The 23687-nt window shown below is 69.5% G+C and carries 23 protein-coding genes; 16 read left to right on the top strand and 7 right to left on the bottom strand.

The annotated features are described in order from the left end of the window. Nucleotides 1-5: 5 nt before the first annotated feature. From A5764_RS03470 to A5764_RS03460, 3 genes are read right to left on the bottom strand one after another with little or no spacing between them, the layout of a single operon-like run. Complete coding sequence (locus tag A5764_RS03470; RefSeq protein WP_067108539.1) at nucleotides 6-1847, bottom strand: CheR family methyltransferase; 1842 nt, start codon at nucleotides 1845-1847, stop codon at nucleotides 6-8. A 53-nt stretch (nucleotides 1848-1900) separates the two neighbouring features. Then, a complete protein-coding gene (locus tag A5764_RS03465) occupies nucleotides 1901-2659 on the bottom strand; it encodes an STAS domain-containing protein (protein ID WP_067108782.1) in 759 nt (252 codons plus the stop codon). Next, nucleotides 2652-3671: a chemotaxis protein CheB gene (locus tag A5764_RS03460; protein WP_067108536.1), complete on the bottom strand. Its 1020-nt coding sequence runs from the start codon at nucleotides 3669-3671 to the stop codon at nucleotides 2652-2654. The genes A5764_RS03465 and A5764_RS03460 overlap by 8 nt, the downstream gene beginning before the upstream one ends. Before the next feature lie 95 nt (nucleotides 3672-3766). On the opposite strand from A5764_RS03460, the gene A5764_RS03455 reads away from it, so the two are divergent. Next, a complete protein-coding gene (locus A5764_RS03455) occupies nucleotides 3767-5887 on the top strand; it encodes a catalase (protein WP_067108534.1) in 2121 nt (706 codons plus the stop codon). Between the two features lie 23 nt (nucleotides 5888-5910). Further along, nucleotides 5911-6168, top strand: coding sequence for a Rho termination factor N-terminal domain-containing protein (locus tag A5764_RS03450; protein ID WP_067108531.1), 258 nt, complete (start codon nucleotides 5911-5913; stop codon nucleotides 6166-6168). 19 nt (nucleotides 6169-6187) lie between these two features. Here the strand turns inward: A5764_RS03450 and A5764_RS03445 are convergent, their stop codons facing one another. Then, nucleotides 6188-6763, bottom strand: a complete 576-nt coding sequence (locus A5764_RS03445; RefSeq protein WP_067108528.1) for a nucleotidyltransferase — start codon at nucleotides 6761-6763, stop codon at nucleotides 6188-6190. Nucleotides 6764-6982: 219 nt separating this feature from the next. Between A5764_RS03445 and A5764_RS03440 the strand changes: the two genes are divergently transcribed. Both A5764_RS03440 and A5764_RS03435 read left to right on the top strand, forming a co-directional pair. Further along, a complete protein-coding gene (locus A5764_RS03440; protein ID WP_067108776.1) occupies nucleotides 6983-7951 on the top strand; it encodes an acyl-CoA dehydrogenase family protein in 969 nt (322 codons plus the stop codon). A 16-nt stretch (nucleotides 7952-7967) separates the two neighbouring features. Beyond that, nucleotides 7968-8732 carry an endonuclease/exonuclease/phosphatase family protein gene (locus tag A5764_RS03435; RefSeq protein ID WP_067108525.1) on the top strand — a complete coding sequence of 255 codons (765 nt, stop codon included), beginning with the start codon at nucleotides 7968-7970 and terminating at the stop codon, nucleotides 8730-8732. Nucleotides 8733-8743: 11 nt separating this feature from the next. On the opposite strand, the gene A5764_RS03430 is transcribed toward A5764_RS03435, so the two are convergent. Continuing rightward, nucleotides 8744-9040, bottom strand: a complete 297-nt coding sequence (locus A5764_RS03430) for a DUF3349 domain-containing protein (RefSeq protein WP_082951454.1) — start codon at nucleotides 9038-9040, stop codon at nucleotides 8744-8746. Nucleotides 9041-9187: 147 nt separating this feature from the next. Further along, nucleotides 9188-9424, bottom strand: coding sequence for a general stress protein CsbD (locus tag A5764_RS03425; RefSeq protein WP_067108522.1), 237 nt, complete (start codon nucleotides 9422-9424; stop codon nucleotides 9188-9190). 177 nt (nucleotides 9425-9601) lie between these two features. Between A5764_RS03425 and A5764_RS03420 the strand changes: the two genes are divergently transcribed. The 6 genes from A5764_RS03420 (at nucleotide 9602) to A5764_RS03395 (ending at nucleotide 15506) form a co-directional block, all read left to right on the top strand. Then, a complete protein-coding gene (locus A5764_RS03420; RefSeq protein WP_082951453.1) occupies nucleotides 9602-10438 on the top strand; it encodes an SDR family oxidoreductase in 837 nt (278 codons plus the stop codon). A 181-nt stretch (nucleotides 10439-10619) separates the two neighbouring features. Next, nucleotides 10620-11105 (top strand): STAS domain-containing protein, encoded by a 486-nt coding sequence (locus A5764_RS03415; RefSeq protein ID WP_067108521.1) that lies wholly within the window; start codon nucleotides 10620-10622, stop codon nucleotides 11103-11105. Nucleotides 11106-11362: 257 nt separating this feature from the next. Further along, nucleotides 11363-11761 (top strand): heme-binding protein, encoded by a 399-nt coding sequence (locus tag A5764_RS03410; protein ID WP_067108512.1) that lies wholly within the window; start codon nucleotides 11363-11365, stop codon nucleotides 11759-11761. Nucleotides 11762-11933: 172 nt separating this feature from the next. Beyond that, a complete protein-coding gene (locus A5764_RS03405; RefSeq protein ID WP_067108508.1) occupies nucleotides 11934-12989 on the top strand; it encodes a DNA topoisomerase IB in 1056 nt (351 codons plus the stop codon). A 310-nt stretch (nucleotides 12990-13299) separates the two neighbouring features. After that, on the top strand, nucleotides 13300-14268 hold the full coding sequence (locus tag A5764_RS03400) for a glycosyltransferase (RefSeq protein WP_067108505.1): 969 nt from the start codon (nucleotides 13300-13302) through the stop codon (nucleotides 14266-14268). A 17-nt stretch (nucleotides 14269-14285) separates the two neighbouring features. Then, nucleotides 14286-15506 (top strand): glycosyltransferase, encoded by a 1221-nt coding sequence (locus A5764_RS03395; RefSeq protein WP_067108502.1) that lies wholly within the window; start codon nucleotides 14286-14288, stop codon nucleotides 15504-15506. A 6-nt stretch (nucleotides 15507-15512) separates the two neighbouring features. Here the strand turns inward: A5764_RS03395 and A5764_RS03390 are convergent, their stop codons facing one another. Further along, entirely contained in the window at nucleotides 15513-16415 is a 903-nt protein-coding gene (locus A5764_RS03390; RefSeq protein ID WP_067108500.1) for a glycosyltransferase family 2 protein, read from the bottom strand. On the opposite strand from A5764_RS03390, the gene A5764_RS03385 reads away from it, so the two are divergent. Genes A5764_RS03385 through A5764_RS28715 form a run of 6 tightly spaced genes read left to right on the top strand, consistent with a single transcriptional unit; the run spans nucleotide 16414 to nucleotide 23686 of the window. Continuing rightward, nucleotides 16414-17487 carry an NAD-dependent epimerase/dehydratase family protein gene (locus A5764_RS03385; protein ID WP_067108498.1) on the top strand — a complete coding sequence of 358 codons (1074 nt, stop codon included), beginning with the start codon at nucleotides 16414-16416 and terminating at the stop codon, nucleotides 17485-17487. The two genes, A5764_RS03390 and A5764_RS03385, sit on opposite strands and share 2 nt — an antisense overlap. An 8-nt stretch (nucleotides 17488-17495) precedes the next feature. Next, on the top strand, nucleotides 17496-19136 hold the full coding sequence (locus A5764_RS03380) for a carbamoyltransferase C-terminal domain-containing protein (protein WP_067108496.1): 1641 nt from the start codon (nucleotides 17496-17498) through the stop codon (nucleotides 19134-19136). After that, a complete protein-coding gene (locus A5764_RS03375; protein ID WP_067108488.1) occupies nucleotides 19133-20635 on the top strand; it encodes an HAD-IIIA family hydrolase in 1503 nt (500 codons plus the stop codon). The genes A5764_RS03380 and A5764_RS03375 overlap by 4 nt, the downstream gene beginning before the upstream one ends. Then, nucleotides 20632-21690 (top strand): glycosyltransferase family 9 protein, encoded by a 1059-nt coding sequence (locus A5764_RS28725; RefSeq protein WP_082951452.1) that lies wholly within the window; start codon nucleotides 20632-20634, stop codon nucleotides 21688-21690. Before A5764_RS03375 ends, A5764_RS28725 begins: the two co-directional genes overlap by 4 nt. Further along, on the top strand, nucleotides 21684-22262 hold the full coding sequence (locus A5764_RS28720; RefSeq protein ID WP_067108484.1) for an SIS domain-containing protein: 579 nt from the start codon (nucleotides 21684-21686) through the stop codon (nucleotides 22260-22262). Before A5764_RS28725 ends, A5764_RS28720 begins: the two co-directional genes overlap by 7 nt. Beyond that, on the top strand, nucleotides 22259-23686 hold the full coding sequence (locus tag A5764_RS28715; protein WP_067108482.1) for a PfkB family carbohydrate kinase: 1428 nt from the start codon (nucleotides 22259-22261) through the stop codon (nucleotides 23684-23686). Before A5764_RS28720 ends, A5764_RS28715 begins: the two co-directional genes overlap by 4 nt. Nucleotide 23687 lies beyond the last annotated feature (1 nt).

Here is a 23687-nt window from a genome sequence, read left to right as displayed (position 1 = left end):
TAGGGCTAGCCCACAACCTCCATGAGCAGCAGCGCCCCGGCGACGGTTCCCCCGGCCGACCGAAACGACGTGCATAAGACCCGTATCCGGGTCGGCCGGCCGCGCCGGTTGAATGCTTCCACCACCGCCTCGCCGGCGCTGTCCGGGTCGACGAACGCGTTGCCGATCAAGGGCCGCACGCCGTCCAGCGGCAGGCCGATGTCCAAAGCGGTGAGCATCGACCCCGTGGTCTCGTCGGCTCGCAGCCCCCAAAGGTCTTCGCATCCCCGGTTCCACACCACCACCCGCATCTCCCGGTCCACCACGACCATTCCCAGCTGAACCGAGTTGATCAGCGAGTCCAGGAAGTTCTTGGCGTCGTCCAGTTCGACGCTGCGCTCGTGCAACGTGTCGTTGATGGTGTGCAGTTCGTCATTGGTGGACTGCAGCTCCTCGTTCATCGTCTCGAGCTCTTCGTTGGTGGACTGCAGTTCCTCGTTGGTCGTCTCGAGTTCCTCCACCGTGGACTGCAGTTCCTCGTTGGTGGTCTCGAGTTCCTCGTTGGTGGACTGCAGCTCTTCGTAGGCCGCCTCGAGCTGGTGGTTGGTCTGGACGACCTTGTCCAGGAGGGCTCGCGTCGCGGTAACGTCGAAGAACACGATCGACACGCCGAGCAGCCCGTTTTCGGCGTCGACGAGCGGGTTGATGTGGATCTCGAACCACACCGTCTCGGCGCCGGGTCGCTGCCACTTGACGTCGGGGATCCGCGCCGACCGGCGCTCCACCTTGGCCTGCTCCAGGTAGGAGCGCAGTTCGACCGGACGGTAGGACACTTCGAGATCTCGCAGCAACCGGCCGATGTCGCGGGCCGAGAGCCCGAGGAGGCTCTCCGCCTGCTGGTTGATCATCGCGACGGTGTCCTCACCGGTGACCACGATCTGAGCCACCGGGCTGGCCCGAAAAGCCAAGTCTCGCACCGAGGCCAGGCCCGGCAAGTCGACCTGGCGCTCATAGAACGCGGCGGCCGCGCCGTAGCGGTCCACCGCGCCATGAAACGCGTCGACCTTGCGGAAGATCCGGTTCTTGAGGTTCAGCGGCGCGAAGCGGTCGCTGTGGCTCAACAACATCTCGGCGTGCCCGAGGAACAGCGTGCCCCGGGGCGCGAGCGCGAAATGCAGGCGGCCCAATACGTTTCGCTGCGTCTCGGCGGTGAGGTACATCAGCGTGTTGCGACAGACCAGCAGGTCGACGCGCGAGATAGGGGCATCCTTGACCAGATCGTTACGCCCGAAGATGACCGCGCGGCGCAGATCCTTCTTGAAAACGTAGCGGCTGTTGACCTGTTCGAAATAGCGCGCCAACAGATCTGGCGGGACCGACTCGACGGACTTGGCGTCGTAGGACGCGGTGCGTGCCTCGGTGAGCGCCTCCTCGTCGATGTCGGTGGCGTAGATCTTGACCCGCTGCCAGAACGCATCGGGACCCAGCGCCTCGGCTAGCAGCATTGCCAGCGTGTACGCCTCCTGCCCCGACGCACATCCCGCGCTCCACACCCGGACCGGATCGTCGGGCCCACGCTCGGCCAGGATCCGCGGAATGACCTCGGCGCCGATGAATTCCCAGGCTTCCAGATCGCGGAAGAAAGCGGTGACGTTGATGAGAATGGTGTTGAACAGCGACGCGAACTCGGCCGGGTTGGCCTGCAGGACATCAAGATACTCATCGAACGAGGTGTAACCGGCCTGACCCATCCGATGACGGACACGACGCACCAGTGAGGTGCGCTTGTAACCGGTGAAGTCGAAGCCGCGAGAATCGCGCATATAGCGCAACAGAGCCTCGAAGGCCTCGTCGGTCTCGTCGTCCATCAAGCTCCATTCGCAAGAGCGTTCGCTTTTGGACTCGAAGACTACTCGCGGCGCTAGAGCCGATTTTCGCGACCGATCAATCCCCACACCGTTTTCCCCGACGAGCTCGGGATCGCGCCCCACGCTCGACAAAGCGCGGAAACGATGGCCAGGCCGGACACAACTTCCGCGCCGCGTTGGGAATCCTCGTGGCGGCCCGGCAAGCGGTCGCTGCAATCCTCCACCGCGACGGTGACGGTGTCCCGATAACTCTCCACGATCAACACCGGTGCGCTCTCGGTATGGTCGAGGACGTTTTCGACGAAGACGGTCGCCACCGTGGCCGCGACCGGGATCAGGTCACGCTGACCCCACCCGGTGAGCCAATCAGAGATCCGGGCGCGGGCCAGGCCCACGCCGATCCTCGTGACGGGAAGCTCGGTACTCGCCCGCCGCCGCACGGGTGGCGACTGGCCGCGGACGGCGTCGAGCGCCGACTCCCGGGTGGGATGTACCGGCACGTATCGGGTCACGCCGACGGCGGCGATCACCCGCCGAGTCTGGGAGTTTGCGCACACGAGCTGAATCGGGACGTCGGGCCATACGCTGACGTGCCAGCGGGCACTGGTGAACACCGACCAGGCCGAGGTCGACGGCGCGGACAACCGGTTGACATCAACGATCACCGCGCGCGGCTCGTCGAGCGCGGCCTTGATGACGGTGTCGCGGACGGTCCGATATGTGGAGCTGTCCAGCATCCCTTGCACCACCAGGATTGCCACGTCCTGATGAGGCGCTGCGTCGATCCAAATGGCCGGCCCGGCTTCACCCACCGGGATCACCGCTACGGGGACCGCTGGCCGTCAACCGGTCGCTGAGCACGGTCAGCGCCCGTTCGCTCTCCTCCGCCAGGGCGCTGTAGTGGCGAGAGAGCGGACCGGCGCCGGTCTTTCCGGCCAGCTTCCGGGCCAATCTGACCTTTTCCTGCAGGCTGCGCAACGCGACCCACAGCGCGCCCTCGACCTCCTCGTCCCGTGCGGCGAGCAAGGCATCGGCCGTCCATGCATGGCCTACGTGGCAGCGGAAGTGCCCCTCGCTGATCGCGATCAGCGAGCCGTTGCAGTCCGGGCAGGTATAGCCCGACGGCGCACCCAGTTTTCGGGTGTCGAAGTTGGTCGAGAAACGCGACGCCATGGCGATGCGGTTCTCGAGTTCCAGCGCCGCATCCGGCTCCATGTTCGTCTCCTCGATCTCCCGATATGACAGTTCTTTGAGGACCGCGCCGATGTCGCGGGCCGCAACCAGCCGATCCAGCACGCCGGCGTCGCGCGCGTTGGTGGGCAGCGCGGGGAACATCGCGTCGTCAGCCGCCTGGCCGATGGTGGCGCCGCCGCGCGACCGGATTGCGGCCAGACCGAGCACGCCGTCGTCGAGCACGCCGGACAGCAGCACTCCGATGGCGCGGGGCCCGAACGCCACGGCGACCGAGCGGAACAGCGCGTTGATCGCGGGCCGGTGCCCGTTCTCGGTGGGCCCTTGGGACAGCACCACGCGGTGGTCGGCGACGAGCAGGTGACGGTCTGGGACTCCGACGTAGACGTGGCCCGGCAGCAGAGGCGCGCCGTCCTCGCAGCTGAGGGCCGGCAGCGGCCCGCTGCGGTCGACGATGCTGGCCAGGGCGCTCGCCGCACCGGCGGGGAAGTGGAGCACCATCAGGTAGGCGTACGGCAGATCCACCGCTAGACCGGCGGCCAAACTCGAGAGGGCTTCGACACCCCCGGCCGAGGCTCCGATCGCGACCACGCCGCGCAAGTCGTCGCTTCCGTTGATCGCCTCGATCACCACCCTCGACTACCCCCATCTAGCCTACGTAACCGCGGGACCCGTGAGTAGATGAGCTGCGTTGTTTTGTGGCCGGCCAACCGTGGTAACCGCGAACAATGGGCACCGACCACACCCCCGATCCGAAGCAGCGCGACCTCGAGGCGTCGCGGGTCCGCCGCGACACCGGATACCTGACCACCCAACAGGGCGTCCGCGTCGACCACACCGACGATTCGCTCACCGCCGGTGAGCGCGGACCCACGCTGCTGGAGGACTTTCACGCCCGGGAGAAGATCACCCACTTCGACCACGAGCGCATCCCCGAGCGGGTGGTTCACGCTCGCGGCGCCGGGGCGTACGGCTTCTTCGAGCCCTATGACGACTGGCTGGCCTCCTACACCGCGGCGAAATTCCTCACCACACCGGGCACTACAACGCCGGTGTTCGTGCGGTTCTCCACGGTGGCCGGATCGCGGGGCTCGGCCGACACCGTCCGCGACGTGCGCGGGTTTGCCACCAAGTTCTACACCAAGCAGGGAAACTACGACCTGGTCGGCAACAACTTCCCGGTCTTCTTCATCCAGGACGGCATCAAGTTCCCCGACTTTGTGCACGCGGTGAAACCGGAGCCGCACAACGAGATTCCACAGGCGGCGTCGGCCCACGACACGCTGTGGGACTTCGTCTCGCTGCAGCCCGAGACGCTGCACACCATCATGTGGTTGATGTCCGACCGCGCGCTGCCGCGCAGTTACCGCATGATGCAGGGCTTCGGTGTGCACACCTTCCGGCTGGTAAACGACCGCGGCGAAGGCACTTTCGTGAAGTTTCACTGGAAGCCGCGCCTCGGCGTGCACTCACTGATCTGGGACGAATGCCAGAAGATCGCGGGCAAGGACCCCGATTACAACCGGCGCGACCTGTGGGAGGCCATCGAGTCCGGCCAGTATCCCGAATGGGAGCTCGGGGTGCAGCTGGTGGCCGAGGAAGACGAGTTCAAGTTCGACTTCGACCTGCTCGACGCCACGAAAATCATTCCCGAAGAACAGGTTCCGGTCCGCCCGGTGGGCAAGATGGTGCTGAACCGCAACCCGGACAACTTCTTCGCCGAGACCGAGCAGGTGGCCTTTCACACCGCCAACGTGGTGCCGGGCATCGACTTCACCAACGACCCGCTGCTGCAGTTCCGCAACTTCTCCTACCTGGACACGCAGCTGATCCGCTTGGGCGGCCCCAACTTTGCGCAGCTGCCGGTCAACCGGCCGGTGGCCGAGGTCCGCACCAACCAGCAGGACGGTTACTCCCAGCACGCCATCCCGCAGGGCCGCTCCAGCTACTACAAGAACACCATCGGCGGCGGATGCCCGGCGCTGGCCAACGACGACGTCTTCCGCCACTACACGCAGCGCGTCGACGGCGCGGCGATGCGCAAGCGCGCAAAGTCCTTCGAGAATCACTACAGCCAGGCGCGGATGTTCTGGAAGAGCATGTCGCCGGTCGAGGCCGAACACATCGTCGCCGCGTTCGCGTTCGAGCTCGGCAAGGTCGAGGTGCCCGACATCCGCTCGGCGGTGGTGGCCCAACTCGCCCGCATCGACGGTGAGCTGGCCGCCCGGGTGGCGGCGAAGCTGGGATTGCCCGAGCCGCCCGAGGAGGCCGTCGACGGCTCGGTGGCCGCGTCGCCGGCGCTGTCCCAGATCGGCACCGGCGACACCATCGCGTCGCGCAAGATCGCGGTGCTGGCCGCCGACGGCGTCGATGTCGTTGGCACGCAGCGCTTTATCGAGCTGATGCAACAGCGCGACGCGGTGGTCGAGGTCCTCGCCCCGGTCGCCGGCGGAACCCTGCGCGGCGGATCGGGCGGCGAACTCCCCGTCGACCGGGCGTTTACCACGATGGCGTCGGTGCTCTATGACGCGGTCGTGGTGGCGTGCGGACCAGACTCGATAGCGACGCTGTCCAACGACGGCTACGCCCTGCATTTCGTGGCCGAGGCCTACAAGCACCTCAAACCGATCGGTGCGTACGGCGCGGGGATCCACCTGCTGCGCGCCGCGAACATCGACACTCGCCTCGCCTCCGAAGACGACGACGACACCGGCGTCGTCAGCGACCGAGCCGTCGTGACCACCACGGCGGCCGCCGACGAGTTGCCGGATGACTTCGTCGAGCAATTCGCCGCGGCGCTGGCCCAACACCGTTGCTGGGAGCGTCAGACGGACCCCGTGCCGGCATAGCGATTACCACAGGAGGTTGAATCATGCCGAATTCGTCGATCAAGAACGAAAAGATGTATGAGGATCTTCGCAAGAAGGGCGAGTCCAAGGAAAAGGCCGCGCGGATTTCCAACGCGGCCGCGGGCCGGGGCAAGTCGTCGGTCGGCCGCAAGGGCGGCAAGTCCGGGTCTTATGCGGACTGGACGGTTCCGCAATTGAAGAAGCGGGCCAAAGAGCTTGGCATCTCTGGCTATTCAAGCCTCACCAAAGACAAATTGGTCGCCAAGCTGCGCAACCACTGACCTTTTACGTCAGCAGCCGTCAGCCGGTGAGGCCGAGCCGGTCCGCTAACACCAAAAACGCGGCCGCGTAGTCGTTGTCGGCGGTCCGGGCCCTGATCTCGGCCCAGTCCAGCCGTTCGCGGACCGCCCGCACCGGCGGGAGGAGTTTCGCGAAGTCGCAGTGGTGTTCGGTCAGCGAGCGCAGCTTCTGGATGACCACCATGGTCGGTGGCAGCACCGGCATCCCGATGGCCAGCACGTCACGCGGTTCGGCGCGGTCCAACATCTCGGGCTCCACCCGCACGCCGTTGATGCGGTGCAACACGTCCACGACCGTGTCGCCGGTGCGCGCCTTGAACAGCCAATCCTCCGGTGGATGCTCGACGGTGAATCCGGCATCGCGCAGCGTGGCCTCGGCGCTGGCCACATCGGACTCGGCGACCACGAGATCCACGTCGTGGCTGGGTTCGGGCGCGCCGAACGCCCACAACGCGTAGCTGCCGGCCAGCGCGAAGCGCGGGCCGTTTTCCTTGAGCGCGGAGGCGGCACCGCGCAGCGCCTCCCGCAGCCGCGCGCAGCACACGGGCACGTCCGTGGGCGTCTCGGTGGGTGTCATGGTGCATAGGTCATACCCCGCCACCGGCGTGGGCAACCTGGCCGGTGCTGCACCGCATCGCTTTTCGCTCGTTTAAGCGACCGTCAGACTGGGCAAGTCTTCAATTATGTCAGCCCCCGCGTTGTCGGTCATGATTCCGGCGCCGACCCAGGCGCGGGCCCCGCACGGATGCGCCCATTCCCCCAGGCGACCGGGGAGATCGGCGGCAGGTGGCTGCGCGTGACGGCGGGGGTGGTGAAACACTGGCTGGAGTCGGGACGACTCGAGTTGCCATTGCCCGCTTCCGGACGCACCGCCGAACGCTGGCAACGCCTGTCGCGTTTAGCCGAGGACGACATCGTGGCGGCCCGGATCGCCGAGTCGCACGTTGACGCGGTCGCGATACTGCACGAGCTGGGCGGAAAGCCCCCCGACTCGGGCCAGCTATGGGGCGTCTGGACGGCCGAGTCCCCCGACGCGGTGGTGGTCGCGACCAACCTCAACGGCGGCGCGGTGATCCTCAACGGCACCAAGGTGTGGTGCTCGGGGGCCGGGTTCTGCACCCACGCGCTGGTGACCGCCCGGATCGACGGGCCCGATCAAGGCAGCAGCGGGCTGTTCGCAGTGACCGTCACCGATCCTGCCGTCAAAGCGTTGCCGACGACGTGGTGGAACGTCGGGATGGCCGGCAGCGACACCAGGGCGGTCCAGTTCACCAACGCCCACGCCGTCGCGGTGGGCGATCCCGACGACTACCTGAACCGGCCCGGGTTCTGGCACGGCTCGATCGGCGTCGCCGCGTGCTGGCTCGGCGGCGCGCGCAGGGTTGCCGAGCCGCTCTACCGCTCCGCCAGCAGCAAATCCGCCGACGCGTACACGCTGGCCCATCTGGGCGCCGTGGACGCCGCGCTCGCCGCGGGGGACTCGATCCTGGCCGCGGCGGCGTCGCAAATCGACTCCGATCCTTTCGACCGGGCCGGCACCGCTCAACTGCTGGCCCGGCGGGCCCGCACCGTCGTAGAGCACGCGGCCGACGAAGCCATCACCCGCACCGGCCGCGCCCTCGGCCCGGGTCCGCTGTGTCAGGACGGCCGGCACGCTCAGCGGGTGGCGGACTTGACCATCTACATCCGGCAAAGCCTCGCCGAGCGGGACCTGGCCGAGCTGGGGCGGCTGGCCGGGCGGCAGCCGTTGACCACCACTTCCTGAGGACCGCGCCGAACACATGCGCGTGGCGACCTTCAACATCCTGCACGGCCGCACCGTAGGTAACGGCGTGGATCCGCGGCGGCTGCGGGATTGCGTGCGCCGTCTGGATCCCGACGTGCTCGCTCTGCAAGAGGTCGACTGCGAGCAACAGCGGTCCGCTCGCGCCGATCTCACCTCGGTGGCCGCCGAAGCGATGGGCGCCGTCGAGCACCGGTTCGTGGCCGCGATCTCGGGCACGCCGGGAGCGACGTGGATGGCCGCCACCGGCCGTGAACAACCGGGAACCGCCGCCTACGGGATCGCGCTGCTTTCCCGCTATCCGGTGGCGAGCTGGCAGGTGGTGCGACTGCCCCGCATCCCGATGCGGTTTCCGATGTATCTGCCGGGACCGAACCGCGTGATGATCGTCCACGAAGAACCACGCGCGGCGGTCATCGCCCAGCTGCATACCCCGTGGGGCGGGCTGACGGTGGCCAACACCCATTTGTCGTTCGTGCCCGGCTGGAATCGGCGCCAGTTGCGGCGGCTGATCCACGACCTACGCGGCTTTCCCGGTCCTCGGCTGCTGACCGGGGACCTGAACATGACGCCGGAGGCGGTGCGACGCTGGTCGGGCATGCGGGCGCTGGCCGCGGCCGCCACGTTTCCCGCGGACGCCCCGGACCGCCAGCTCGACCACATCCTGACGGACGACCATGGATTGCGCGGCGGCGCAGTGGAGGCCGAGTTGATGCCGATCTCGGATCACCGGCCGCTCGTGGTCGACCTCGAGCGCGCGTGACCGGGCGCCCCTCAGCGCTGGGGGCCGCCGGCCGGTCCCATCGCATCGAGTCGGTGTTGGACGCGCTCGATGTCGTCCAACGAGGGCATCTCGTCGGTGACCCGGGTGATCTCCACCCCGACGTCGGCGCTGTCGATCGAGCGGCGTTTGCGCCAGATCAGCTTGGTCGTGATCACCCCGACCTCGTCGTCGGATATTCGCCGCGGCAGCAGCGCCAGCAGCGGCACATACCCGAAGGGAGGCGCCCCGCTGGGGTAGCCGGCACGCAGAAACGCAACGATGCTCGACACCCGACCGAACAAACGCATCCTCCACCTCGCTGACCCCGCCGCCGTCGGCGCGGTTCTCCCAGGGATAACCCGGCGGGGCGGTTTGAAACCAGGACACCTTTGGTTTCCCCGCGCGCACGAAAGGGGTCCGGCCCACAGTAGGACCGGACCCCTGCCGAAATCGAATTACTGGTTTTCTTTCTGGCGCTCCTCGGCGGCCTTGGCCCCGCCTCGCGCGGATTCCGCTTCCGCTTCCTTCTTGCCGGCGTCGCGCTGAGCGTCGGCCTTGTCCTGCTGCGCCTGGCCCTCTCGGACCACGTCATCGCGGCCCGTGACGGTGCCGCCGACCTCTTTTATCTTGCCTTTGACGCCCTCGACGGTGCCCTTGACGGCCTCTTGCGGTCCGCTCTTCTGATCGCCCATGGATCGACCTCCCTCTCGGTGGTTGACGGATTTGCGCCTGGACTTCCCCCTTGAAGCCCCTTGAAGCAGCGCGTTGTCACCTACCGGCTTCCCGCCCGGCGCACCCTCAAACACCCGCAGTTGCGTGTTTGAACGGCGTTTTTCGGGGTAGCTATAGCCGGCGACGACGGAAGGCAGGTGAGGACACTGACCACTATCGGTGTCATCGGGTCAACGGGAACAGCCGGATCGCGCGTGGTGGCCAGGCTCAAGGCGCGCGACGTGGCGGTGGTCGAGATATCCCGCGCGCACGGCGTGGACCTCGTCTCCGGCCGAGGGCTGCTTCAGGCGCTGGAAGGAGTCGACGTCGTGATCGACGTCTCCCACCCCATGCCGGAAGATCGGTGGTCCACCGTCACGCAGGCCGTGGCGACGGCGGCCCGCAACCTCGTGGGAACCTGTGCCGCGCACGACATTCAGCGGCTGGTGGTGTCGTGCGTCGCCGGCGTCGAGGACCCCGTGTTCGACGGGTTTGCCTACTACGAAGCCAAGCGGGCGGCGAGGGAAATCGTGCTGGAAAGCCCGGTGCCGGCGACCATCGTGAAGTCCACCCAGTGGTACGAATTCGCCACCAACCCCGTCGCCGTCACCTACGGAGACGACGAGGTGGTCGTGCAGGACTGGCTGATTCAGCCGATCGCCGCCGACACCGTCGCCGACGTGCTCGTGGAGGCTGCCGTGGGACAGACGCATGGGCCGCGGACCATCACCGGCCCGCAGGCCATGCGGTTGCCCGATCTGACGGCGCGCCTGCTCAATCGGCAAGGCGACGCTCGTCGGGTGCGCACCGTGCAACCGCCGCTCGCCCCGCTCGCCAGCGGGGCGCTGCTCGCTCCCGATCACGCAATAGTGCTCGGCCCCGACGTCGACACCTGGCTGCACACCCTGGCACCGGCCGGCGCGGGCGCTTCGGCCGATGATGAGACGGACCAGGACCCGACGCGGCCGCGCACCACGGATTTGTCCAAGATCTGAAGCGGCGCGGCGCAGCCGGGAATGAACACTTGGTAACCGCTCATCCCGGTATCGGCGTTTTCATCCCGCCCGAACCGGCGGGCGCTAGACTCGCCCCCGAGTTGAGTCCACAGCTGCCCGTATCTTGCGGCGTGTAGGACATCGCGGTCACTCGCCCTGATCACCTTTGAGGGCGGAGTCTATGACTGCTCTATACCGACACGAAGAACCCCGCAGCCGCTACGTCATCGATTGCCACGGGGCGCAGGTGCATGTTCACGCGCGCAGCCTGGCGACCGTCTTGCGGCTCGAGGGCCAGATCGACACGTCCAACGCCGGCGCGGTCGCGCAGGCGATCCGGCACTTCGCCCGGCTGCGGGCCCCGCTGGTGGTCGACGTCAGCGGTTTGGACTTCCTGGGCAGCGCCGGCCTTCGGATGTTGCTGCGCCTTCACGTTGAGCAGCAGCAAGCCCAGTTGCACTGCAACGTCGTCAGCGGCGCGGCGCTGCGCCGGCTCACTCGCGTGGTCACCGACCACGGCTTACCGGTGGTCGATTCGGTTCCCGAAGCCCTGCGCCACACCCACGATTTCATTCACGCCCGCCGCCGGTTCCTCTCGGGTCTGGCCCGGCAACGGGAGCCGCAGCGCGAAACCCGTCGGCCACTGGAGGCCGCTGAAGGCCACTGAAGGTCACGGTTGCGTCACGATCCAGATCACGAATGCTTAAGAACCGCGACCGTTTCCTAAGAAATCTCAGTGTTGGTCGGCGAATTTGTTTGCTCGCTTAGCGAAATCCGGTCCGGCGGGCGCATCGTGTGACGGGCGGTGCCGGTGTTGATCCTGAGAGATGGCCGCCCGCTTTTCGCTTCCGCTACCTTGGGTTTCGAGGATCGGGAGCCTCTCTTGAAGAAGTCAGTCATCAATTTCGAAGGACAACACTGATCATGAAAATCAGCAGTATCGTCGCGCGCCGGCGAGTTGCCGGCATCAGTGCCGGCTGTCTGCTCGGGGGGTTGGCCATGGGCATCGTCGGTGCCCCGTCGGCAGCGGCAGCACCCGACTGCAGCCCGGGCGGTGTGAACGCGACCGTCTCCTCGGCGCAGGGCGCCGCGGAGCAGTACCTGGCCGCACATCCGGACGCCAACCAGGTGGTGACGGCCGCGTACGGCCAGCCGCGCCCGGACGCTGAGGCCAGCCTGCGAGGCTACTTCACCGCGCACCCGCAGCAGTACTACGACCTGCGCGGCATCCTGGCGCCGATCGGCGACACCGAACGGCAGTGCAACGTCAAAGCCCTGCCGCCGTCTCTGGAATCGGCCTACCAGGAGTTCATGGCCGGCTGATCCCGCCTCGATACGACTGGAGCACGAACCGGAGCACGACCGGGAACGACCCGCCACAGTGCCGTGGCGGGTCGTTTCACGTCAGGGATAGGTGTGAACGGCCCGTCGGGCGGGTATCGACGAGGTAATTGTGCAGTCGGGCAAGGGGACTGGAGAGGACTGGAGGAATACGATGCGGGTGCGTCGCAGCGATCTCAGCAAGCCGGGGATCGCGCGCAAACGACGGGGCAAGGGCTTCGCCTACTACGACCCCGAGGGCAACCTGGTCTCCGACCCCGACACCGTGGCGCGCATCAAGGAGCTCGTCATTCCGCCGGCATGGAAAAAGGTGTGGATCTCGCCGCACCCGGGCGGCCACATTCAGGCCGTCGGCACCGACGCCGCCGGACGCCGGCAGTACCTGTACCACACCGCTTGGCAGCAGGAGCGGGCCGAGGAGAAGTTCGACCGCGTTCTGGAACTGTCCACGCAGCTGCCGCTGTGGCGGGCCCGCGTCGCCAGAGACCTCGCGGGCCGTGGCCTGACCCGCGAACGGGTGCTCGCGATCGCGCTGCGCCTGCTTGACCGCGGTTACTTCCGCGCCGGCGGCGAGCAGTACGCCGAGGAAAACGAATCCTATGGAATGGCCACCCTGCTGTGCAGCCACGTGACGCTGCACCGCCACGCGGTCGAATTCGACTACCCCGCCAAGAGCGGGGTGCGACGAACCATCGAAATCGAGGACCCCGAAATCGTCCGGGCGGTGCGTTCGCTGCTGCGCCGCCCGGGACGCACCGAACGACTGCTGGTGTGCCGCACCGCATCCGGATGGGTCGACATCCGATCGGACGACCTCAACGCCCGGTTCAAGGAGATGGTCGGCGACGAGTACACCGTCAAGGACCTGCGCACCTGGCACGGGACGGTGCTGGCCGCCGCGGCGTTCGCCGACGCCGATCCACCCGTCTCGCAGCGGGTGATCAAGCGCGTCGAGTCCGCCGTCATGAAAGAGGTCGCCGAGGGGCTGGGCAACACGCCCGCGGTGGCCCGCGGGTCCTACGTCGACCCGCGCGTGGTCACCGGTTACGAGCAGGGACTGACCATCGCCACCGCGGCGCGCCGGGCCGAACGCGCCCGCCGCCCGGAGGCCGCCCAGGAGATCCTGGAGAAGGCCACCCGCATGCTGATCCGCCGAGTGGCCAAGGGCCACAGCGGATCCGGATCTTCCGGCCTCGCGAAGAGCGCCTGAACCGGCGCGGCCACCCCGACGCGGGCGGCCGTCCATCCTGCGAAGTGTTTCTCCGGGCCGGCATCCCGAGAATCCCGGTGCTATGGGCGGTGCACCGCGGGCCTGCCTGGGCGTTTTCGTTGCGGCGCCGGGTGATTCGTATAACGGATAGTCCCACCGCACGCGGGCCGGCGGGACGTGCGGGTTGGCATCAAACATGTTGCACCACAACGTAACTGGCGGCCGCGCGGCGGTCTGCGGGCCGACGCACGGCCCCGATCGCCGGCAGAGACGGCGTTTAGCGAATCACCCATAGGGTATTTCGGCCGCCATGTTCAATTCAGGGCCGGCCAAGAACGTCTTGCTCTGGCACATCCATGGATCCTGGACGCAGGCATTCGTGGCGGGCCGGCACCGTTACTTGATTCCGGTCTCCCCCGACCGCGGCGCCGACGGCATTGGGCTGGCCGGGCGTTCGTGGCCCAACGCGCGCGAAATCGCGCTGGACGAGCTGGGACAGCAGGACATCGACCTGGTGGTGTTGCAGCGCCCCGACGAGGCCGCGCTGCTGGCCCGGTGGGCGGGCCGCCGAGCGGGGGTCGACCTGCCCGCCGTGTACGTCGAGCACAACGCCCCGCGCCCGCATGCTGAACGCAGCCGGCACCCCGTCGGGGAACGCGGCGACATCCTGCTGGTCCATGTCACCGACTTCAACCGGCTGATGTGGGACAACGGGCGGGCTCCCACCCGGGTGATCGACCATGGCATGGCCGACCCCGGCCCGCGCTACACCGGGGACATCCCGAGGGCGGCCACGATGATCAACGAGCCGGTGCGCCGGGGCCGCACCGTGGGCGCCGACCTGTTGGAACCGTTGTCGGCGTACGCGCAGATCGACGTGTGGGGCATCGGCACCGACGGGCTGTACGCCGACCGCGGCGCGGTGACCGGCCGCGGCGATGTGGCGGCGCCACAACTCTGGGACCAGATCGCCCGCCGGCGGGTGTATCTGCACACCGCCCGCTGGACCTCGCTGGGCCTTTCGCTCATCGAGGCGATGCTCCTCGGAATGCCGGTGGTGGTCGTCGGCGCGACGATGGCCCCCCTGGTCGTGCCGAGCGAAGCGGGCGTCGTGAGCGCCGACCTCGCCGCCCTGGGCGAAGGACTTCGTGACTTCCTGAACGACCAGGCGACCGCGGAGGCCGCGGGCAAGGCGGCACGCGAATTCGCCACCGCCCGCTTCGGGCTGGAGCGGTTTCTCGCCGAATGGGAGCAAGTGATCGAGGAACGGTGCAGTTGACCGAGAAGGGAGCCCGCATGAGGATCGCGATGATCTCCGAACACGCCAGCCCGCTGGCGCATCTCGGCGGTGTGGACGCGGGCGGGCAGAACGTGCATGTCGCCGAGCTGTCGGCCGCGCTGGCCCGCCGCGGCCACGACGTGGTGGTCTACACCCGCCGCGACGACGCGGACTTGCCCGAGTGTGTCGAGACCGAACACGGCTACTCCGTGGTGCACGTACCCGCCGGGCCGGCCCGCGTGCTGCCCAAAGACCAGCTGCTGCAATACATGTACGGCTTCGCGCATTACCTGAACGAGCGGTGGACGGCCGAACCGCCCGACGTGGCTCACGCACACTTCTGGATGTCGGGCCTGGCCACCCAGCGGGCCGCGCGGCCGCACCGGATACCGACCGTGCAGACGTTCCATGCGCTCGGTCTGGTCAAGAGGCTGCACCAGGGCGTCGACGACACCAGCCCCGACTGCCGCATCGGGCTGGAGACCAGCGTCGCTCGCGGCGCCGACTGGGTCGCCGCCACCAGTACCGACGAGGTATTCGAACTGGTTCGAATGGGCCGCGCGCGGTCGCGCACCTCGGTGGTGCCCTGCGGCGTCGACACCGACGCGTTCAGCCCGGACGGACCGGCGGCCCCGCGGGGTGATCGCAAGCGGATCGTCTCCGTCGGACGGCTGGTGCCGCGCAAGGGATTCGAGACGCTGATCCGCGCCTTGCCGCGCATTCCGGACGCCGAGCTGCTGATCGTCGGTGGGCCCGCCGCCTCGGCCCTGGACCATGACCCGCACGCGCGACAGTTGCAGCAGCTGGCCGATCGCCTGCATGTTGCCGACCGGGTGCGGTTGCTCGGTGGGATCACGCGGGCCCAGATGCCCGCGGTGCTGCGCTCCGCCGACCTGGTGGCCTGCACCCCCTGGTACGAGCCGTTCGGGATCGTTCCGCTGGAGGCGATGGCCTGCGGGATACCGGTGGTGGCCGCCGCGGTCGGCGGGATCCGTGACACCGTCGTCGACGACGTGACGGGTCGCCTGGTGCCGCCGAAGGACGCCGGCGCCCTCGCGGATGCGATCGCCCCGCTGCTCCTCGATCGCCAACGGCGCGACGTGCTGGGCAGTGCCGGACGGGAACGCGCCCGGGCGCGATACACCTGGGACCGGATAGCGGCCGACACCGAACGCGTCTACGAGAAGGTGGCGCCGGCGCGCCGGGAGTTGAGCACGCCGAACGCGCGCTCCGGGTGATCTGAGTTATATTGTGGCTCGGCGTTTTTCCAGCATCCGTACCGATCGCTCCACCGGATCGGGCAGTCGCCTCCGGGCACGAAGCACGGCCGGCAGCGCGGCCACGGCCTCGAGCAGCGCTTTGGCGTGGGCAGTGTCGTGTGCGGCCGCCCAGGCGAGACCGGCCGCGGCCCGGGTGCACCGGTCGGCGGGCCGGCGCAGGCACGCGGTGAGCAGCGCGTTGCGCCGGACCCGCGCCTGCTGGACCTGGCTGGGTGAGCGGGTCGGCGAAGGTTGGTGGTATGCCACCAATGCGGGGCAAAAGCACAGGTTCCAGCCGCAGGCAGCGAGATCCCAAGCGAGCAAATCCTCTTCGCCCCTGAAGTGCAGGATGGGGCTGAACCCGCCGACCGCCTCGAACGCCGCCTTGCGCACCATCGCCGAGCATGACTGGAAGCCCAGGATGGACGGGCCCGGCAGGTCCGGATCGTGCCCGAGCGGGCTGTCGGCGAATTCCGCGACGAGCGGATCGTCACGCCGCTGGGGCCACATCACTGTGCGGGCGGCCAGCAGCGCGACACTCGGATGCCCGTCGAAGATCGCCTCGGCGCGCGCGGGAGCGCCCGGCTCCCACCACGAATCGTCGTCGCAGAAGGCGACGTACGGTGTGCTGCAGTGCGCCACGCCGATGTTGCGCGCCACCGCGCCCTCGTTGCGGTCCAGCCCGACGACGGTCACCCGACCGGCGGCAGCGTCGGCGATACGGGTGGCTGCCGTCACCGAATCGTCACGGGATGCGTTGTCCACCATGATGATCGGGCAATCGGTGGTGGCCAGCAGGCGGCTCAGCACGGTGCAGAGCTCCGCGGAGCGGTCACGCGTCGCGATGACGAACGAGGTGCGAGGCGGATCTTTCGGCGAGGCTGCCATGACCGGTGCGGCTACCCGGCAATCGGTCGGCGAAACCCGGTTTCAGCCCCGCAGTGCCGGGTATCAAAGCCGGATGCGTTCCCTATCCCGCGTCCTGGTCACCGGCGGTGCCGGCTTCCTAGGGGTCCATCTGTGCGAGCGGCTGCTCGGCGCCGACGTCGAGGTGGTCAGCGTCGATGACCTGTCCACCAGCGCCCCCGGAGCCGCGGACCGATTGGCCGGGCGGCCCGGGTATCGCTTTGTGCAGCATAATATTTGCGATCCAGGCGCGATCGAAATCCTCGGCACGTCCTTCGACACCGTGTTCCACCTGGCGTCGCCGGCCTCGCCGGTCGATTATCAGCGGTTGCCCATCGCGACGCTGCGGGCCGGGTCGGTGGGCACCGCGACGGCGCTCGAGATCGCCGAACGCGCCGGCGCGCGGTTCGTCTTGGCGTCCACCAGCGAGGTCTACGGCGACCCGGAGGCGCATCCGCAGCACGAAAGTTATTGGGGCAACGTGAATCCGGTCGGCCCCCGCAGCATGTACGACGAGGCCAAGCGCTATGCGGAAGCGCTGACGTTCGCCTATCACCGCCTGGGCCGGGCCAATGTCGGCGTTGCCCGCATCTTCAACACCTATGGGCCGGGCATGCGGCCCGACGACGGCAGGATGGTTCCGACGTTCTGCCGCCAGGCGCTGCGCGGAGACCCGCTGACCGTGTCCGGCACCGGCCTACAGACCCGTTCCCTGTGTTATGTCGACGACACCGTCGAAGCGCTGATCGAATTGGCGCACAGCGACTTCAGCGGCCCGGTCAACGTCGGCAACCCGGCCGAACTCACGGTGCTGGCGGTCGCCGAGCTGATCCGCGATCTGGCCGGCAGTAACTCCACGATCCAGCTCACCCCGCCCTCGGTGGACGACCCGCAGCGCCGGTGCCCGGACATCACGCTGGCCCGCCGGGAGTTGGGCTGGGAGCCGCGGGTCGACTACCGCACCGGGCTGAGTACCACCGTGCAGTGGTTCCGCATAGCGGCGGAGGACCCCCACCGGGGTTTCGTCTCGGCCGCCGAGCAGTTCACGAAGTAGGAGGCGCGGTGCGAATTCTGGGTGTCAACGCGGTTTTTCACGATTCGGCGGCGGCCCTGGTAGTCGACGGCGAGGTGGTGGCGGCCGCCGAGGAAGAACGATTCTCCCGGCGCAAGCACGGTAAGCAGGCGGTTCCGTTCTCCACGTGGGAGCTGCCCGTCGCGGCCATCCGCTGGTGTCTGGATCACGCCGGGGTGGAGCCGCGCGAAATCGATGCCGTCGGATACTCGTACGATCCTGCGCTGATGTACGAGGAGCCGGTCGACCCGGCCGGCCTCGACCGGGACTGGGAGCACCTGCGCACCATGTATGCCGAGCGAGCACCGCGCTTCCTGGCCACGGCGGTGCCCGGCCTCAATCCCGCCGTGGTGCGCCACGTCCGCCACCATGTCGCGCACGCGGCATCGACGGCGCTCGCCTCACCGCACCAGGACACCGCGGTGCTGGTGGTCGACGGCCGCGGCGAACGCACCTCGATGCTCGCCGGGGTGTACCGGGACCACAAGCTCGACATACTGGCTTCCCAGGCCCTGCCGCACTCGCTGGGCTTGCTCTACGAAAGCCTCACGGAGCATTTGGGTTTCGCGCGCTCGAGCGACGAGTACAAGGTGATGGCCATGGCCTCCTACGGCAGCCCCCGGTTCGCCGAGCAGCTACGGGAGCGCGTGTACGCCTGCGGCGACGGCGGCTTTCGCACCGAGCCGATCGCCTGGGACGATTTGGCGCCCGCTCGCCGGCCGGACGAACGCACGCTCGACCCGGTGCACGCCGATCTCGCCTGCAGCGTGCAGCGTGTCGTCGAAGAGGTGTTGCTCGACCTGGTCGGCTGGCTGCGCGACCGTACCGACGGCGATGCCCTGTGCCTGGCCGGCGGTGTGGCGCTGAACTGCGTTGCCAATACCCGCATTTACGCCGAGTCGGGCTTCGACCGGGTGTGGGTGCAGCCGGCCGCCGGCGATTCCGGCACGGCGCTGGGGGCGGCGCTGAGTCTGGCCGCCGCGTTCGGCGAGCCGGTCGCGCCGATGCCCTCGGCGCAGCTGGGCCGCGGCTGGTCCGACGAACAGATCCGGGCGGCGCTCGACGACGCGGCCGTCGACTACGAGCGCCCCGACGACTTGGCCGCCGCGATCGGCGACGCGCTGGCCGACAACCGGTTGATCGGATGGTTCCAGGGCCGCGCCGAATTCGGCCCGCGCGCCCTGGGCGGCCGATCCCTGCTGGCCGACCCGCGCCACCCCGCCAACCTGGAGCGGCTCAACAACGTCAAGGGACGCGAACAGTTCCGGCCGGTCGCCCCGATGGTCCTGGCCGAACGGGCCGCCGAGATCTTCTCGCGCGGACCTCTTCCCAGTCCGTACATGCTGTTCGTGCACGACGTCGCCGAGGACTGGCGCGGCCGCATCCCCGCGGTCACCCACGTCGACGGCACGGCGCGGATCCAAACCGTCGAGGAGGCAACGGATCCGCGGCTGCACGCCACGATCAGCCGCTTCGCCGAGCGCACCGGGGTCCCGGTGGTGGTCAACACCAGCTTCAACACCGCCGGGCGGCCCATGGTGGACACGCCGCGCGACGCGCTCGAGGTGTTCGGCAGCTCCCCGATCGACGTGCTGGCCATCGGCCCCTACGTGCTCAGGCGACGCCGATGACGTCCAGACCGTCCGATTACGCGATCGTGGTGGCCACAGTCGGCCGAGAGTCCTTGCGCCGCTTGCTGATCGCGCTCGAGCGCGGCTCGGGTCCGGCGCCGGTGGACGTGGTGGTGGTCGACGACCGGCCAAACCCGACCACCGCCCTCCCGCTCACCACGGGCTTGGCCATTCGGGTGCTGCGCAGCGGCGGGCGCGGACCGGCCGCCGCGCGCAACGTCGGATGGCGCGCCGCCACCACGCGCTGGGTGTGCTTCCTCGACGACGATGTGGAGCCCGATCCGCGGTGGTTATCGGCGTTGGCGGCCGACTTGGACGCCGCCGACGCGGCGGGCGCGGTCGGCTCGCAGGCGGTGATCGAGGTGCCGGCGGAGACCTCGCGCCGGCCCACCGACGACGAGCGCCGGACCCTGCGACTGGCCGGGGCGCGCTGGATCACCGCCGACATGGCGTATCGCCGCGACGTCCTGGTCGCGGTCGGCGGCTTCGACGAGCGGTTCCCCCGCGCCTACCGCGAAGACTCCGACCTGGCGGTGCGGATCACGGAGGCCGGCGGTCAGATCGCGCGCGGCGAGCGTCGCAGCACCCACCCCGTCGCCCGCGCCACCTGGCGGTCCAGCGTGCGCGCCCAGGTGGGCAACCGCGACAACGCCCTGATGCGCCGCAAGCATGGCCGATCCTGGCGCACCAAGGTCGGCGAGGGCCCCGGCAGGATGCCGGCGCACGCCGCGACCACGGCGGCCGGCGGGGTCGCCATCGCCGCCGCGCTGGGGCGCCGGGGCCTGGTGGCCCGCGCCGCGGCGGCGCTCTGGGTGGGGCTGACGGCGGAATTCGCGGCCAGGCGCTGGCTGGCCGGCCCGCGGTCCGCCGTTGAGGCGCTTCGACTTTCGGTGACCAGCGTTCTCATCCCGCCGGTCGCGGTCGCCCACCGGCTGGCCGGCGAGTGGACGTTTCGCCGGGCCCGGCGCGACCCACCGCTGGCCGTGCTGCTCGACCGCGACGACACCCTGATTGTCGATGAGCCGTACCTCAACGACCCCGCGGGCGTGCGGCCCACCCACGGCGCCGGGCGGGCGCTGGCCCGCCTGCGCCGGCGGGGGTTGCTGCTCGGGGTCGTGACCAACCAGTCCGGCGTGGCGCGCGGGCTGGTCAGTCCGGACCAGCTCACCGCCGTCAACGCCCGGGTCGACGAAGTCCTCGGGCCGTTCGACACCTGGCAGGTATGTGTGCACGGGGAGTCCGACGGCTGCGGGTGCCGCAAACCGCGCCCGGGGATGGTGCTGGCGGCGGCCGAGGCGCTGGCGGTACCGCCCACCCGGTGCGTGATGATCGGCGACACCGGCGGCGACGTGCAGGCCGCGCTGGCCGCCGACGCGAAGGCCGTGCTGGTGCCCACCGGGCGGACCCTGCCGGGCGAGATCCACCACGCGCGCGCGCACGCGCGGGTCGCCGAAACCCTCGAGGACGCCGTGGCTTTGGTGCTTCGGGAGTGCCAATGACCGTGCCAACGAAAAGGGCACCGAACACCGCGGTGGTGGCCCGCCTCGACAGCGCCGGCGACGTGCTGATCACCGGTCCGGCGGTGCGCGCGGTGGCCGCCCACCACGACCGGGTGGTGATGCTGGTCGGCCCGCGCGGCCGGGACGCCGCGGAGCTGCTGGTGGGTGTGGACGAAATCGTCGAATGGCAAGCGCCCTGGGTTGATTTTGACTCCCCCGAGCTGACGGCCGCCCATGCCGACGCGCTGATCAAGCAGCTGCGGGACATCGCGCCCGCCAGGGTCTACATCTTCACGTCGTTTCACCAGTCCCCGCTGCCGCTGGCGCTGCTGTGCCGGATGGCATCGGCGCCCTGGGTGGGGGCGATCTGCACCGACTACCCCGGCACGCTGCTGGATCTGCGGCATCGGGTGCCCGACGGAATCCCCGAGCCGCGGCGCGCGCTGTCGCTCGCGGAGGCGGCGGGATGCACGCTGCCCGCCGGTGACGACGGCGCGCTGCGGATCCGTGCCGTCCGCCCGCTGCCCGCCCCGCTGGCGGCCCAAGTCGGCACCGGCCCGTTCATGGTGTTCCACCCCGGCGCAGCGGTCCCGGCCCGGCGGCCGAGCCAGCAACGCAGCGCGGCCATGGTGTCGGCGCTGGCACGAGCCGGCTACCGGGTGGTGGTCACCGGCGGCCCAGACGAGACCGAGCTGACCGCCGCCGTCGCCGGCGACGCGGCCGTCGACCTCGGCGGCCAGACCAGCTTCGCCGAACTGGCGGCGGTGTTTGCCGCCGCCGACGTCGTCGTGGTCCCCAACACCGGCCCCGCGCACCTGGCCGCGGCGGCCGGCGCGCCGGTGATGTCGCTGTTCGCGCCGGTGGTCCCGGTCGAGCAGTGGCGACCGTTCGGGCGCCGGGTGACCGTGCTCGGCGACCAGCTCGCGCCGTGCCGCGGCACCCGTGCCCGGGTCTGCCCGGTGGCAGGCCACCCGTGCCTGGACCACATCACCGACGCCGAACTGCTGGGCGCTATAAGGCGGCAACTGCGGCGGGAAGGAGGAGACCCATGCTAGAAGTGCACTTCGATGCGCTGCGAGAAGCGGTGGACCGCACCAGCTCCGAGGCAACCCGGCTGCGCGGCTGGGGGCGTCACCTGGCGGCGGTGCTCTCCGGCGGGGGCCGCCTGTTGGCGTGCGGCAACGGGGGCAGCGCCGCGGAGGCCCAGCACCTCACCGCCGAAATCGTCGGCCGCTTTCGGGAGGAGCGGATCCCGTTGTCGGCCATCGCCTTACACGCCGACACGTCCGCCCTGACCGCGATCACCAACGACTACGGCGAAGAGGCGATGTTCGCCCGCGGGGTGCGGGCGCACGGGCGGCGCGGCGACGTGCTGGTGGCGCTGTCCACCAGCGGTACCAGCCGCAACGTGCTGGCCGCGGTCAAGGCCGCGCACGACGTGGGAATGGTGACGTGGGCGCTCACCGGCCCGGCGCCCAACGAGCTGGCCGCGATGTGCCACGAGGCCATCTGCGTCGACGCGGCCACCACGGCCACCGTGCAGGAGATCCATCTGATGCTGGTGCACGGATTGTGCATGGCGCTCGACGACGTGCTGCTGGGACGGGAACCAGAGGAAACGCCGTGACCGCCAAACCGCTAGTCATCGTTGGTGATTCAATCCTCGACGTCGATATCGAAGGCTCGGCGACGAGGCTGAGCCCCGAGGCGCCGGTGCCGGTGGTCGATGCCGAACGGCTCGTGACACGGCCGGGCGGGGCCGGGCTGGCGGCCCTGCTCGCGGCCCGGACCGAAACTGCCGTGGTGTTGATCACCGGCATCGCCGCCGACGACGCGGGCCGCCAGCTGCGCGGCCTGCTCGCGGCCGCCGGGGTCAGGGTGCTTGCGCTGCCGATGAGCGGGACAACCGTGACCAAGACCAGGATCCGGGCCCTCGGTCAGTCGATGCTCCGGCTCGACCGGGGTGACGGTGCGCCGGTCAACCAGCCCCTTTCCAAGGAGGTGCGCGAAACCCTGGCCACCGCTCGCGCGATCTGCGTCGCCGACTACGGCGCCGGCGTGACCGCACTGCCGGACATCCGAAAGGCGCTGTGCGACCTGGTCTCCCGAGTGCCCGTGGTCTGGGATCCGCACCCGCGGGGGGCGCCGCCGGTGCCCGGGTGCGCGCTGGTGACGCCGAATCAGGAAGAGGCGCGCCACTTTTGCGGCGACACCGCGGCGGGCGACGCCGGGGAGGCATTGCTGGGGAAGTGGCGCGCCGGCGCGGTGTGCATTACCCGCGGCGCCCACGGGGCGCTGCTGTACGACCCGCAGCTGGGCACCCGGCACGTCGCAGTCCCGGACGGCGCCCGCCAGGTAGGGGCCGGCGCGGCCGATGTCTGCGGGGCCGGGGACCGGTTCTCCGTCGCGGCGGCCGTGGCTCTGGGCGCCGGTTTCGACCCGGTCGCCGCGGTGCAGGCCGCGGTCACCGACGCCGCCCGATTCGTCGCCGCCGGCGGCGCCGCCGCGGTATCGACCCTGGTGCCCGCCGGTGAGGCCGGCGTCCCGTCGACGGACGCCCCGCCCGAGGACACCGCGGTTGTCGACGCGTTGGCGCTTGCGGAACGGCTGCGCCGCAGCGGGCGAACCGTCGTGGCCACCGGCGGCTGCTTCGACCTGTTGCACACCGGGCACATCCGGCTGCTGCGCCAGGCGCGCGAACTCGGCGACGCCCTGATCGTGCTGGTGAACTCCGACGAGTCGGTGCGCGCGCTGAAGGGTGCGGGCCGGCCGGTGATGCCCGACGTCGACCGGGCCCGGGTTCTGGCCGCGCTCGCCTGCGTCGACGCGGTGGCGATCTTCGACGGGCCGACCCCGGAGCGCGTGCTGGAGACGCTGCGTCCCGATATCTGGGTCAAAGGCGGCGATTACGTGGCCGCCCAGCTCCCCGAAGCCGCGACCGTGCAGCGCCACGGCGGCACGGTGATCATCCTGCCCACCGTGGCCGGTTACTCGTCTTCCCGCTTGATCGCGGCCGCGAGCACCGGTCGCGCCCTATCCGAAAGGCCTTGAT

Origin of the sequence: Mycobacterium sp. 852002-51057_SCH5723018, assembly GCF_001667035.1 — a bacterium.
GTDB lineage: Bacteria > Actinomycetota > Actinomycetes > Mycobacteriales > Mycobacteriaceae > Mycobacterium.
Note: the sequence above shows the minus strand (reverse complement) of the source record. Positions and strands in the feature narration are given on the sequence as shown.